Genomic DNA, 13,407 nt, shown 5'->3' on the forward strand with positions numbered 1-13,407 from the left:
GAAAAAGGCCGCATAGCGGCCTTTTTAGTTATACGCGTCATACTCTGCGTATCGTTAAATCACTCTTCTTTGGGCGTTGCGTTTTCAACCCGGCTTTTTAACTTCTGTCCGGGTCTGAAGGTCACCACGCGCCGTGCTGTAATGGGAATATCTTCGCCCGTTTTCGGGTTACGGCCCGGACGTTGATTCTTATCACGCAGATCGAAGTTACCAAAACCAGAGAGTTTTACCTGCTCACCATTTTCCAGAGCACGACGGATCTCTTCGAAAAACAGCTCGACCAGTTCTTTGGCATCCCGCTTGCTAAGCCCAAGCTTATCAAACAGATATTCTGACATTTCAGCTTTTGTAAGCGCCATAGGTTCAATCCCTCAATGATGCCTGGAATCGCTCTTTTAATGCCTCTACACATTTGGCGACGGTAGCGGCAATCTCCTCTTCTTCAAGTGTACGGCTGGTATCCTGAAGGATCAGGCTGATAGCGAGGCTCTTATAGCCCTCCGCAACACCCTTACCGCGGTACACGTCAAATAAGTTTACGCCAACTACCTGATTTACGCCAACTTTCTTACACTCGGATAAAATATCCGCAGCGGGAACGTTTTCTGCGACAACGACTGCGATATCGCGACGGTTCGCTGGGAAGCGAGAAACTTCACGCGCCTGAGGCACCACGCGGTCTGCGAGCTTATTCCACTCCAGTTCAAACACCAGAGTGCGACCGTTCAGATCCAGTTTACGTTCCAGTTCAGGATGAACAACCCCAATGAAACCAATACGTTCACCTTTCAGATAAATCGCCGCAGACTGACCCGGATGCAGTGCTGGATTCGCTTCAGCTTTGAACTGAATGTCCGCCAGTTTGCCGGTCAGATCGAGAACCGCTTCCAGATCGCCTTTCAGATCATAGAAATCAACGGTCTCTTTTGCCAGATTCCAGTGTTCATCATGACGGTTACCGCAGATCACGCCCGCCAGCATTAGATCCTGACGGATCCCGAGGTTGGCCTGCGTATCTGGCACGAAACGTAAACCCGTTTCGAAAATACGTACGCGGTTCTGCTGACGGTTCTGGTTATACACTACCGTAGACAGCAAGCCGGTCCACAGGGACAAACGCATTGCCGACATATCAATAGAGATTGGGCTTGGCAGCAGCAGCGCTTCTTCACCCGGGTGCAGCAGCGACTGGACTTTCGGGTCGACGAAGCTATAGGTAATGACTTCCTGGTAGCCTTTGTCATTCAGCATGGTTTTTACACGTTTCAGCGACAAATCCGCTTCGCGATGCGTACCCATGATAAGACCCGCCTGAATCGGCGTGTTCGGGATATTGTCATAACCGTATACGCGGGCGACTTCTTCGACCAGGTCTTCTTCGATTTCCATATCGAAACGCCAGCTCGGCGCGACCGCTTTCCACTCATCCTGCCCTTCCGTCACGTCACAACCCAGACGACGCAGAATGTCACTCACCTGCTCATCGGCAATATGGTGTCCGATCAGACGATCCAGTTTGCTACGACGAAGCGTAATGGTTGCGCGTTTTGGCAGCGTGGCTTCATTCGTCACGTCAATGACTGGGCCCGCTTCACCGCCGCAGATATCAATCAGCAGGCGCGTTGCACGTTCCATGGCCTTATGTTGCAGCGCAGGATCGACACCACGCTCATAGCGGTGAGATGCATCGGTGTGCAGGCCGTGACGACGCGCGCGACCGGTAATAGACAACGGGCTGAAGAATGCACATTCCAGCAGGACGTTTTGTGTTTCATCATTCACGCCGGAATGTTCGCCACCAAAGATGCCGCCCATCGCCAGCGCTTTGTTGTGGTCCGCAATCACCAGCGTATCTGCATTCAGCTTCGCTTCGCTGCCGTCCAGCAATACCAGGGTCTCACCCTCTTTTGCCATACGGACAACAATTCCGCCTTCAATGCGGTCTTTGTCGAATGCGTGCATTGGCTGACCCAGTTCGAGCAGCACATAGTTAGTCACGTCAACCACGGCATCGATAGAACGAATACCGCAACGGCGCAGTTTTTCTTTCATCCACAGCGGGGTCGGCGCTTTAACATTGATGCCTTTCACCACGCGGCCCAGATAGCGTGGGCAGGCTTCCACGGCTTCGACCTGAATCGGCAGGACGTCGCTAATGGTCGCGGCTACTGGCGCGATTTCCGGCTCAACCAGCGGGGCTTTGTTCAGTACAGCAACGTCACGCGCTACACCGATGATGCCTAAGCAGTCGGCGCGGTTCGGCGTGACGCTGATTTCGATGGTGTTGTCGTCAAGCTTCAGGTATTCACGGATATCGGTACCAATTGGCGCATCGGCAGGCAGTTCGATAATCCCGTTATGATCGTCGGAAATACCCAGCTCGGAGAACGAGCACAGCATGCCTTCAGATGGTTCACCGCGCAGTTTCGCGGCTTTAATTTTGAAATCGCCCGGCAGAACGGCACCAACGGTTGCCACAGCCACTTTCAACCCCTGACGGCAGTTTGGCGCACCGCAGACGATATCCAGCAGGCGGTCGCCGCCTACATTCACTTTGGTGACACGCAGTTTGTCAGCGTTCGGGTGCTGGCCACACTCAACCACTTCACCCACTACAACGCCGTTGAACGCGCCGGAAACAGGTTCCACACCGTCAACTTCAAGACCCGCCATCGTGATTTGGTTTGACAGCGCATCGCTATCAATCGCCGGATTTACCCATTCGCGTAACCACAGTTCACTGAATTTCATTGTTTTATCCTGCCTTTATTTAAACTGTTTGAGGAAACGCAGATCGTTTTCGAAGAAAGAACGCAGATCGGTAACGCCGTAACGCAGCATAGTAAGACGCTCCATACCCATACCGAATGCAAAGCCGGAATAGATTTCCGGATCGATGCCAACATTACGCAACACGTTCGGGTGAACCATCCCGCAGCCCAGCACTTCCAGCCATTTGCCGTTTTTGCCCATCACGTCAACTTCCGCAGATGGTTCAGTGAACGGGAAGTAGGAAGGACGGAAACGAACCTGCAGGTCTTCTTCAAAGAAGTTGCGCAGGAAATCGTGCAGTGTGCCTTTCAGGTTGGTGAAATTGATGTTGGTATCAACAATCAGCCCTTCCATCTGGTGGAACATTGGTGTGTGTGTCTGATCGTAATCGTTACGATATACACGGCCCGGGGCGATAATACGGATCGGCGGCTGTTTTTCTTTCATGGTGCGGATCTGCACGCCGGAAGTCTGTGTGCGCAGCAGACGCGTCGCGTCAAACCAGAAAGTGTCGTGGTCAGCGCGCGCCGGGTGATGGCCAGGAATGTTGAGCGCATCGAAGTTATGATAGTCATCTTCGATTTCCGGACCGGTCGCCACGGTAAAGCCCAGCTCACCGAAGAAACTTTCAATCCTGTCGATTGTACGCGTCACCGGGTGCAGACCGCCGTTTTCGATACGACGCCCAGGAAGGGAAATATCGATCGTTTCTTCAGCCAGACGAGCATTCAGCGCAGCACTTTCTAATTCGGCCTTACGCGCGTTCAGCGCTTGCTGTACCTGCTCTTTGGCTTCGTTAATCACCGCACCTGCTGCCGGGCGCTCTTCTGGCGGCAGTTCGCGCAGGGTTGTCATCTGAAGGGTCAAGTGCCCTTTCTTGCCCAAATATTCGACGCGGACATTGTCTAACGCGGCAACATCTGAAGCCTGGTTAATGGCGGCCGTTGCACTGGCAACCAGCTCTGCGAGATGTGACATGGTTTTCCTCGTTATGTTGCGATATTCACTAGTCGCTCGTATATACGCAAAATTATTCAAGTTGTATCAACGCGGCCAAAGAGCGAATGCAGCCAATACAGAGACAACTTGAAGGATGACGCGTATAAAAAAAGCCTCCACCAGGGAGGCTTTTAGGCGCTGTTTTCCGTTTCTTCTTTCACGCGCAAGCCTCCTGAGTTCAGGTGCTAAAGTAAAAGAAGAAGCGGAAAATAGCAGCATTCATGCTTGCGTTACCTTGTGTGGTAAAAACCGGACAACCTTTATTGAAAAGGCTTACGGATAAATTGTCAACTAATTGATTGCACTACAAATAAAAGAGAGGGAGCCAGGCTCCCTCTTTTCACCGGCTTATGCCAGAGCTGCTTTCGCTTTTTCGACCAGAGCGGTGAACGCTACTTTGTCGAATACTGCGATGTCAGCCAGGATCTTACGGTCGATTTCAACAGAGGCTTTTTTCAGGCCGTTGATGAATTTGCTGTAAGAAATACCGTTCTGACGTGCTGCTGCGTTGATACGCGCAATCCACAGTTGACGGAACTGACGCTTTTTCTGACGACGGTCACGATAAGCGTACTGACCAGCTTTGATAACAGCCTGGAAGGCAACGCGGTATACGCGAGAACGCGCACCGTAGTAGCCTTTAGCTTGTTTCAAAATTTTCTTGTGACGTGCACGGGCAACTACACCACGTTTTACGCGAGCCATATGTGCTCTCCTGTATCTATATTCTTAGTAAAAAAATGAATTAAACGTTAACGGCTTATGCGTACGGCAGGCACGCGATAACCAGACCCAGATCGCCTTTAGACACGAGGCCTTTTGGACGCAGGTGACGTTTACGCTTAGTAGATTTTTTGGTCAGAATATGACGCAGGTTTGCGTGCTTACGCTTAAATCCACCACCACCGGTTTTTTTGAAACGCTTAGCAGCACCGCGTACGGTCTTAATTTTTGGCATTTTAATAACTTCCACTTCGCATTGTTAATAAACGAAACGTAGGCGAACAACGGCTGTGGAACCCGTAGGCTCCACAGACATTGCTACTTGAAGGCCTTACTGTTTCTTCTTAGGAGCGAGCACCATGATCATCTGGCGGCCTTCGATCTTCGTAGGGAAGGATTCGACTACTGCCAGTTCACTCAGATCGTCACGGACGCGGTTGAGCACTTCCATACCGATCTGTTGGTGGGCCATCTCACGACCGCGAAAACGCAGCGTGATCTTAGCCTTATCGCCATCTTCCAGAAAGCGTACCAGGCTGCGGAGTTTTACCTGGTAATCGCCATCGTCGGTGCCAGGACGGAATTTAATTTCCTTAACCTGGATAACTTTTTGCTTTTTCTTCTGTTCCTTAGAAGACTTACTCTTTTCATAAAGGAACTTGCCGTAGTCCATAATACGACAAACTGGCGGTTCGGCGTTAGGGCTGATTTCAACTAAATCTACTCCAGCTTCTTCAGCTTTTTCGATCGCTTCTCTCAGACTCACAATACCCAAAGCTTCGCCTTCCAGACCTGTTAAGCGAACTTCCAGGGCGCGAATCTCGCCATTGATACGATTCGGACGTGCCGTTTGAACTCGTTTTCCGCCTTTAATACCTTATTCCTCCAGTTGTTGAAGACTGCGGCTGCGAATCTCTTGTTGCAGCTTCTCAATCACTTCATTTACGTCCAGGCTGCCCAAGTCTTTGCCACGACGGGTGCGCACGGCAACTTTGCCTGCTTCTACCTCTTTGTCGCCACAGACCAACATGTAAGGGACACGACGTAAAGTGTGCTCGCGGATTTTAAAGCCAATCTTCTCATTTCTCAAGTCTGCTTTTACACGAATACCCGCATTTTGTAGTTTCTGCGTTAATTCGTTAACGTATTCAGACTGAGAATCGGTGATGTTCATGACCACAACCTGAACTGGCGCGAGCCAGGTCGGGAAGAAGCCCGCGAACTCTTCGGTCAGGATACCGATGAAACGTTCCATCGACCCAAGAATTGCACGGTGAATCATAACCGGAACCTGACGCTCGTTGTTTTCGCCAACGTAAGAGGCGCTTAAACGGGACGGCAGGGAGAAGTCCAGCTGTACAGTACCGCACTGCCATGCACGATCGAGGCAGTCATACAGGGTAAATTCAATTTTCGGACCGTAGAACGCGCCCTCACCCAGTTGGAACTCAAACGGGATGTTGTTTTCTTCCAGCGCAACGGCCAGGTCAGCTTCAGCACGGTCCCACATTTCATCGCTACCGATACGTTTTTCGGGGCGAGTGGACAGTTTGACGACGATTTTCTCGAAGCCAAAGGTGCTGTACATATCGTAGACCATACGAATGCATGCGTTAACTTCATCACGAATCTGCTCTTCAGTACAGAAGATATGTGCATCATCTTGAGTGAAGCCACGAACACGCATCAGGCCATGCAGCGCACCTGACGGTTCATTACGGTGGCAGCTACCAAACTCAGCCATACGCAGCGGCAGATCGCGATAGGATTTCAGACCCTGATTAAAGATCTGCACGTGGCCTGGGCAGTTCATTGGCTTAATGCAGTATTCACGGTTCTCAGAAGAGGTGGTGAACATTGCATCTTTGTAGTTGTCCCAGTGACCTGTTTTTTCCCACAGCACACGGTCCATCATGAACGGACCTTTCACTTCCTGATACTGGTATTCTTTCAGTTTTGAACGAACGAATACTTCCAGTTCACGGAAGATAGTCCAGCCATCGTTGTGCCAGAACACCATACCAGGTGCTTCTTCCTGCATATGATACAGGTCAAGCTGTTTACCGATTTTACGGTGATCGCGTTTGGCTGCTTCTTCCAGACGTTGCAGGTAGGCATTCAGGGCTTTTTTATCTGCCCATGCAGTACCATAAATACGCTGCAGCATCTTGTTATTGCTGTCGCCACGCCAGTATGCCCCTGCGGTCTTCATCAGTTTGAAGTGATGGCAGAAACGCATGTTCGGCACGTGCGGGCCACGGCACATATCGACATATTCTTCATGATGGTACAAGCCAGGCTTGTCATCATGGGCAATGTTTTCATCAAGAATGGAGACTTTATAGGTCTCGCCACGCTTCACGAAGGTTTCACGCGCTTCGTACCAGCTGACTTTCTTCTTAATGACATCGTAGTTTTTCTCAGCGAGCTCGTGCATCCGCTTCTCGAGCGCGTCGATGTCTTCCTGGGTTAACGTACGGTCAAGATCGATATCGTAGTAAAAACCGTTATCAACAACCGGTCCGATCGCCATTTTGGTGTGCGGCCAGAGTTGTTTGATCGCGTGCCCTAACAGGTGCGCACAGGAGTGACGAATGATCTCCAGACCTTCTTCATCCTTCGCGGTGATGATGGAGAGCTTCGCATCATGCTCAATCAGATCGGAAGCATCTACCAGCTCACCGTCAACACGGCCAGCAATAGTGGCTTTCGCCAGACCTGGACCGATGTCCAGCGCAACATCCATGGGGCTTACAGCGTGGTCGTAATGGCGTTGGCTGCCATCAGGAAGAGTAATAACAGGCATGTTATATCCTTATTTGCAGTGGTGCCCCACACGTAAGAGCACATACAAAGATTCAATATTTAAAATTATCAAAAAGGTCTGGGCTGATTCCCGCTTCACTCTGCGAAATATGTCACTGGTCGCCTTAGAGACTACACTGGACCTACACCCGCTTTTTGATAACACCGTTTGACAGTGTACACGGCATTACGGGTCGATCAAAGCAACAATCAACGCGCGCTCTATGATGTAAATCAATTCACTGACACCCAACCGTCTTTGTTACACTTGCACAAAGTCATCTAACCTGAGCAGGAAAAAAACAATGCCCACAAATCGCTTTGCGAAGAAACACTGGAAGATGGTTGTGATTCTGCTCGTTATTTGTGCGGCCATGTTGATGCTGCGCTGGGCTGCGATGATCTGGGGCTAAATGACGCTCACCCACTGTTCCGCTTTCGTTTATTTATCGATTAATCGAATTTGTCTGAAAATAGTGCGTTATGACCAGATAAAAAAATAAAACGCAAATTAAATATTAAATAAACTTAACTTTAATTTAGGAAAGCCAGGTCATTTATTTGACCCGGCTTGTCATTACATCCGATAGCCGAGGGAAACTGTCGTGCGGCGATCGGTATGCTCCGGCGCTGTTGCCGGCGGTTCAGAGTTCCAGGTCACGTTGTAAGCCACCTTTAACCCAAAGTGCTCATTGATGGCAACGTTGAGGGCAGTTTCAGAGTTGAGCGTGGTATCGTCAGCGCCGAATACCGACACACCCTGAGTAAACTTGGTATTGTCCGTCATCTGCCATGCATAGGCCCCGGACGCATAGCCCAACGGCTGTGTTTCGGTGGTGCCATCCGTGTGCTCGTCATAGCGCACGCCAGGACCGAATTCGAAACGGAAGCTGTGCACAGGTCCGTTGAGGAACTGACGACCGTAACCTGCGGTCAGTACGTCACGCTCGCGATAACCGTTGTAACGGTCGGTCAACCAGCTTGCCTGCCCAAAGAGATAGTCATAGTCGGTCATGTTATAACGACTACGGCCACCTACGGCATATTTCTCCGATGAACGCTCATCATTTGAGGAGGTATTGCTGGCATTTCCCCACAGAGACCATGCGGTCGTTTGGCCGTACCAGGTCATGGTGGTATCTGCGGTTAAAGAAGAACTTTTTGTGTTGCCTGACTGGGCGAGATATCCCGCGTTCAGGTTACCTTCAAAGGGTTTTTTCGCGCTGGAAGGGTCATCCATGACAGTAAAAACGGAATCATCGGCTACAGCATGCATTGACGCAAGCAGGCCTCCCGTCAGCAGTAATGCTGCGGGCACTGTCTTCAAAAGCTTCATTTATTAAGAGTCCGTACAACAAAAAAAGAGACCATTACGGTCTCGGAAACTTTCATATGGATCAATGACAAAAGACCCTTGAAAGGTAACAAATTATAAAAAGACTCGAATAACATAGCAATAAATTCTTATTTCATTTTTTGAATAAGAGCGTTCCTAAACCTTTATTTTATTTATATATCTTTATGACGATAATTTTAAATAAAGATATGAAAAATCATGTTGTTAATTACTTCACTTTCGGGAGGTTAAGTGCCAGACTGAGTTCAGCCTAACAGGAGGTAAAGATGGTACGTATCTATACGTTAACACTTGCGCCCTCTCTCGATAGCGCAACAATCACCCCGCAAATTTACCCGGAAGGTAAGCTTCGTTGTACCTCGCCGGTTTTTGAACCCGGCGGCGGCGGTATCAACGTCGCTCGCGCAATTGCCCATCTTGGCGGAACCGCAACAGCGATTTTCCCCGCGGGGGGAGCAACCGGAGAGCATCTTGTTGCATTGCTCGCCGACGAAAATGTTCCCGTATCTACCGTCGAAGCCAAAGACTGGACCCGACAAAATCTTCATGTCCACGTGGAGTCCAGCGGCGAACAATATCGTTTTGTCATGCCAGGCGCTGCGCTGACCGATGACGAGTTCTACCAACTTCAGGATCAGGTGCTGGAAATTGAGTCTGGTGCGCTGCTGGTCATCAGCGGCAGTTTGCCGCCCGGCGTACAGCTTGAGAAGTTGACCCGACTCATTACCACCGCACAAAAACAGGGGATCCGCTGTATTGTCGACAGTTCAGGCGAAGCACTGACGGCGGCGTTAGCCATCGGCAATATCGAACTGGTCAAACCCAACCTCAAAGAACTGAGTGCGCTGGTAAACCGTGAACTCACTCAACCCGATGATGTGCGCAAGGCCGCGCAGGAAATCGTACAGAGTGGGAAAGCGCACCGCGTTGTGGTCTCGCTTGGGCCGCAAGGGGCGCTGGGCGTAGATCGCGATACCTGCGTTCAGGTGGTTCCGCCACCGGTGAAAAGTCAAAGTACCGTAGGCGCAGGCGACAGTATGGTCGGGGCTATGACGCTTAAGCTGGCTGAGAACGCGTCTTTTGAGGATATTGTCCGTTACGGTGTTGCCGCGGGCAGCGCAGCAACGCTGAATCAGGGTACTCGCCTGTGCTCTTTGGACGACACGCAAAAAATATATTCGTATCTCGCTCAGTAATGACACCGTCCCTCTTTTGAAGAAAAAGGGGGATTCTCGCGTAAAACTGTCAGCATGGGTGTTATGCGACTATGATAAAAAATCACGTGATTACAAAGAAGTGAATCATGTGCAGTCAGACGTCTCCACAACGGTGCGAGGTGAAGAAGAGCGACAAACATTAAGTGCCTTTCCAGCGATGACGCGTCCGTGGTGTGCGTCAGTTCGTGTTTTTTAACCGCATTCTTGCGCTAACCTTATGATCTGGCAGACAACATGGGGAGAGACATCATGTGGCAGGCTATCAGTCGTCTTTTAAGCGAGCAATTAGGTGAAGGCGAAATCGAACTGCGTAATGAACTGCCCGGCGGAGAGATCCACGCCGCATGGCATTTACGCTATGCGGGGCGAGATTTTTTCGTCAAATGCGATGAAAGAGAGCTGTTAACCGGCTTTACGGCAGAAGCCGATCAGCTGGAGCTACTTTCCCGCAGTCAAACTGTATCTGTACCGAAAGTCTGGGCAGTAGGCGCAGACAGAGATTACAGCTTTCTGGTGATGGATTTCCTCCCTCCCCGTCCGCTTGATGCGCATAACGCGTTTATCCTCGGTCAACAGCTTGCGCATTTGCACGAATGGAGCGACCAGCCTCAGTTTGGTCTCGACTTCGATAACGCGCTCTCTACCACGCCGCAGCCAAATACCTGGCAACGTCGCTGGTCAACCTTTTTCGCTGAGCAGCGTATAGGCTGGCAGCTGGAACTCGCCGCTGAAAAAGGCATTGCGTTTGGCAATATTGACGCCATCGTCGAACATATCCAGCAACGTCTCTCTTCTCATCAGCCGCAGCCGTCTCTCCTGCACGGTGATTTGTTGTCCGGGAACTGCGCCCTCGGCCCGAACGGTCCGTACATCTTTGACCCTGCCTGCTACTGGGGGGACAGAGAGTGTGACCTGGCAATGCTGCCGTTACATACCGATCAGCCGCCGCAAATTTATGACGGTTACCAGTCTGTCTCGCCACTGCCGCTGGACTTTCTCGACAGGCAGCCAATCTACCAGCTCTATACGCTGCTGAATCGGGCAATTCTGTTCGGGGGACAGCATTTAGTTGTGGCGCAGAAAGCGCTGGATAGATTACTGGCGGCTTAACGACGTACCGTGTTGCTTATCAGGCCTGCCGTTTCGCAACGTGGCAGGCCCGATAGAGTGGCACTTACAAAAAGCCCAGCAGTGAGAAGAAGAAGTAGCCGATCACGATAACGATCACCGGCAGAATATAAAGCGGGAAAATTTGTAAGAAGATCGTATGGTGCGGTACCACAATTCGCGACTCCAGTTGCTCGCGGGATAATCCTTCACTGCCCTTTGCTTGTTCCAGAATTAGCTGATCCTCAACGCCTTCGCGTAAGAAACGCGCCTGGCGGCTCATTCTGGCGCCTGAGTCCTGCAGCGCCAGGCCGATAAAAATCAGAATGAATATCAGCCAAAAAACGAGATTCAGTCCACTTTGAAAATCGGGCGTTGGCGAGTTATACCAGAACACGTTAAGAAAAGGTGTGTTCACCCGCATCATGTCGATCATCACATGGGCAAAATCGAGCATGACCGCGTTAATCCCTTCCTGCTTTTCGCTGTGCGCGTACATAAACTTCAGTACTGAAACCAGCGTTGAAATCAGCGCGGGAATGAAAACCACCCATCCCACCAGCCTTTTCAAGATGGCAATGCGTCCAGCTTGTTGATACGTCATGAGTTCCCCTTGATTAAGACGTGTCATTTTGGCCTAAGTTTACCCGTTGATTACCGTTTTCGCCTGATCTTTAAAGGCGGTATACTTCTGAATTAGCCATAATGAACGCTCAGAGTCCGTCCAGGCTGGCTCTAATCCCTTTTATCACCGTAAAGGAGAGGTTGTAATGTCAACCCCGCGTCAAATTCTTGCTGCAATTTTCGATATGGATGGGTTACTGGTCGATTCTGAACCGCTTTGGGATCAGGCTGAACTGGATGTGATAGCAAGTTTAGGCGTTGATATCTCCCGCCGCCATGAACTTCCCGATACCCTTGGCTTACGCATCGACATGGTGGTTGATTTGTGGTTTGCGCAGCAACCCTGGAACGGCCCCTCACGTCAGGAAGTCACCGAGCGCATCATTACCCGGGCCATTGCGTTGGTTGAAGAAACAAAACCGCTGCTGCCAGGCGTTCGTGAAGCTGTGACACTGTGCAAATCTCAGGGAATCAAAGTAGGACTGGCATCCGCCTCGCCGCTACATATGCTGGAAAAAGTGCTGACCATGTTTGATCTGCGCGATGACTTCGACGCGCTGGCTTCTGCAGAAAAACTGCCTTACAGCAAACCGCACCCACAAGTTTACCTCGATTGTGCGGCGAAACTGGGCATTGACCCGTTAAACTGCGTAGCACTGGAAGACTCAGTGAACGGCATGATTGCCTCGAAAGCTGCCCGTATGCGTTCCATCGTCGTACCAGCGCATGAGAATCAGGACGATCCTCGCTTCGTTCTTGCCGACGTCAAACTAACCTTGCTCACCGAACTCACAGCCGCTCATCTGCGCGGCTAATCCTGTAACGGGCAATGATCGTATTGCCCGTCTTTTCAGACCTTAATTTTTAAAACGCCGTTTCATTTTTAATTGTGTTTCTGTTTAACCTCTCCTATCCTTGCCCTATAGCGCAAGCGTTAATGACATAAATAGTTGAGGTAAACATGATTCAGGAAGCTTTTCGTCTCGAGGGTAAAGTCGCCATCGTCACTGGATGTGACACCGGCCTCGGGCAGGGTATGGCAGTGGCGCTGGCTGAAGCGGGCTGCGATGTAGTCGGCGTGAATCGTAAAATACCGCATGAAACCGCAGAGAAAATTAACGCCCTCGGTCGACGCTTTATGGCCATTCAGGCCGACCTCAGTCAACAAGATGCTCTCACCAGCATCGTGACACAAACGGTGTCGGCGTTTGGCCGGGTCGATATTCTGGTCAACAATGCAGGAACTATACGCCGTCAGGATGCGCTGGACTTCAGTGAAAAAGATTGGGATGACGTGATGAATCTGAATCTCAAATCCGTTTTCTTTCTGTCGCAGGCCGTGGCGCGCCAGTTTGTGGCGCAGGGCAATGGTGGAAAAATCATTAACATTGCCTCGATGCTCTCTTTTCAGGGGGGTATCCGTGTACCTTCCTATACCGCATCAAAAAGCGGCGTTCTGGGCATCACTCGCCTGCTCGCCAATGAATGGGCGGCCAAAGGAATTAATGTCAATGCTATCGCGCCCGGCTATATGGCGACCAACAACACCCAGCAACTGCGCGCAGACAGCGAGCGCAATAAGGAGATTATCGATCGTATTCCCGCAGGGCGCTGGGGCACGCCGGATGATCTAAAAGGTCCGGTCGTGTTCCTCGCAAGTCCCGCCTCTGACTATATTCATGGCTATACGCTGGCCGTGGACGGTGGTTGGCTGGCGCGGTAAAGGCGCACTTGTGACAAAGGGTTACAACGTCACCTCTTCCGCCTACTGTATAAAACCCCTATACTGTATGAATCGACAGT

General features: G+C 50.7%; 15 protein-coding genes and 1 other annotated feature. Of the genes, 5 read left to right on the plus strand and 10 right to left on the minus strand.

Annotated features, from left to right (window positions below):
• Positions 1–59 precede the first annotated feature (59 nt).
• The 8 genes from ihfA to thrS all read right to left on the minus strand — a co-directional run bounded on the left by ihfA (position 60) and on the right by thrS (position 7,300).
• Positions 60–359, minus strand: coding sequence for an integration host factor subunit alpha (gene ihfA / locus SK35_RS14015; protein ID WP_003030571.1), 300 nt, complete (start codon positions 357–359; stop codon positions 60–62).
• A gap of 4 nt (positions 360–363) precedes the next feature.
• Positions 364–2,751: a phenylalanine--tRNA ligase subunit beta gene (gene pheT, locus SK35_RS14020; RefSeq protein ID WP_032943162.1), complete on the minus strand. Its 2,388-nt coding sequence runs from the start codon at positions 2,749–2,751 to the stop codon at positions 364–366.
• Between the two features lie 15 nt (positions 2,752–2,766).
• Positions 2,767–3,750, minus strand: coding sequence for a phenylalanine--tRNA ligase subunit alpha (gene pheS / locus SK35_RS14025; protein WP_003832580.1), 984 nt, complete (start codon positions 3,748–3,750; stop codon positions 2,767–2,769).
• Between the two features lie 124 nt (positions 3,751–3,874).
• Positions 3,875–3,999: a sequence feature (Phe leader region), on the minus strand.
• The gene (gene pheM, locus SK35_RS14030; RefSeq protein WP_001386830.1) at positions 3,950–3,994 is read right to left on the minus strand and encodes a pheST operon leader peptide PheM; all 45 of its coding nucleotides are present in this window, start codon (positions 3,992–3,994) and stop codon (positions 3,950–3,952) included. (Overlaps the previous feature by 45 nt.)
• Before the next feature lie 120 nt (positions 4,000–4,119).
• Complete coding sequence (gene rplT / locus SK35_RS14035) at positions 4,120–4,476, minus strand: 50S ribosomal protein L20 (RefSeq protein WP_003030578.1); 357 nt, start codon at positions 4,474–4,476, stop codon at positions 4,120–4,122.
• Positions 4,477–4,531: 55 nt separating this feature from the next.
• A complete protein-coding gene (gene rpmI / locus SK35_RS14040; protein WP_003030583.1) occupies positions 4,532–4,729 on the minus strand; it encodes a 50S ribosomal protein L35 in 198 nt (65 codons plus the stop codon).
• A 96-nt stretch (positions 4,730–4,825) separates the two neighbouring features.
• Positions 4,826–5,368 (minus strand): translation initiation factor IF-3, encoded by a 543-nt coding sequence (gene infC / locus SK35_RS14045; RefSeq protein WP_048997935.1) that lies wholly within the window; start codon positions 5,366–5,368, stop codon positions 4,826–4,828.
• A gap of 3 nt (positions 5,369–5,371) precedes the next feature.
• Complete coding sequence (gene thrS, locus SK35_RS14050) at positions 5,372–7,300, minus strand: threonine--tRNA ligase (RefSeq protein WP_048214331.1); 1,929 nt, start codon at positions 7,298–7,300, stop codon at positions 5,372–5,374.
• 304 nt (positions 7,301–7,604) lie between these two features.
• On the opposite strand from thrS, the gene yniD reads away from it, so the two are divergent.
• On the plus strand, positions 7,605–7,712 hold the full coding sequence (yniD, locus tag SK35_RS14055; RefSeq protein ID WP_003030590.1) for a small membrane protein YniD: 108 nt from the start codon (positions 7,605–7,607) through the stop codon (positions 7,710–7,712).
• Between the two features lie 164 nt (positions 7,713–7,876).
• On the opposite strand, the gene SK35_RS14060 is transcribed toward yniD, so the two are convergent.
• Complete coding sequence (locus tag SK35_RS14060) at positions 7,877–8,635, minus strand: DUF481 domain-containing protein (RefSeq protein ID WP_003832568.1); 759 nt, start codon at positions 8,633–8,635, stop codon at positions 7,877–7,879.
• Between the two features lie 287 nt (positions 8,636–8,922).
• Here SK35_RS14060 and pfkB point away from each other — a divergent pair, with 287 nt between their 5' ends.
• On the plus strand, positions 8,923–9,852 hold the full coding sequence (pfkB, locus tag SK35_RS14065; RefSeq protein WP_008784575.1) for a 6-phosphofructokinase II: 930 nt from the start codon (positions 8,923–8,925) through the stop codon (positions 9,850–9,852).
• A gap of 270 nt (positions 9,853–10,122) precedes the next feature.
• Complete coding sequence (locus tag SK35_RS14070; RefSeq protein WP_048214332.1) at positions 10,123–10,983, plus strand: fructosamine kinase family protein; 861 nt, start codon at positions 10,123–10,125, stop codon at positions 10,981–10,983.
• Between the two features lie 64 nt (positions 10,984–11,047).
• Here the strand turns inward: SK35_RS14070 and SK35_RS14075 are convergent, their stop codons facing one another.
• Complete coding sequence (locus SK35_RS14075) at positions 11,048–11,584, minus strand: YniB family protein (RefSeq protein ID WP_008784573.1); 537 nt, start codon at positions 11,582–11,584, stop codon at positions 11,048–11,050.
• Positions 11,585–11,750: 166 nt separating this feature from the next.
• On the opposite strand from SK35_RS14075, the gene hxpB reads away from it, so the two are divergent.
• Entirely contained in the window at positions 11,751–12,419 is a 669-nt protein-coding gene (gene hxpB, locus SK35_RS14080) for a hexitol phosphatase HxpB (RefSeq protein ID WP_048214333.1), read from the plus strand.
• Positions 12,420–12,565: 146 nt separating this feature from the next.
• A complete protein-coding gene (gene kduD / locus SK35_RS14085; RefSeq protein WP_048214334.1) occupies positions 12,566–13,327 on the plus strand; it encodes a 2-dehydro-3-deoxy-D-gluconate 5-dehydrogenase KduD in 762 nt (253 codons plus the stop codon).
• Positions 13,328–13,407 lie beyond the last annotated feature (80 nt).

Source organism: Citrobacter sp. MGH105, assembly GCF_001037485.2.
GTDB classification, from domain to species: Bacteria; Pseudomonadota; Gammaproteobacteria; order Enterobacterales; family Enterobacteriaceae; genus Citrobacter; species Citrobacter portucalensis.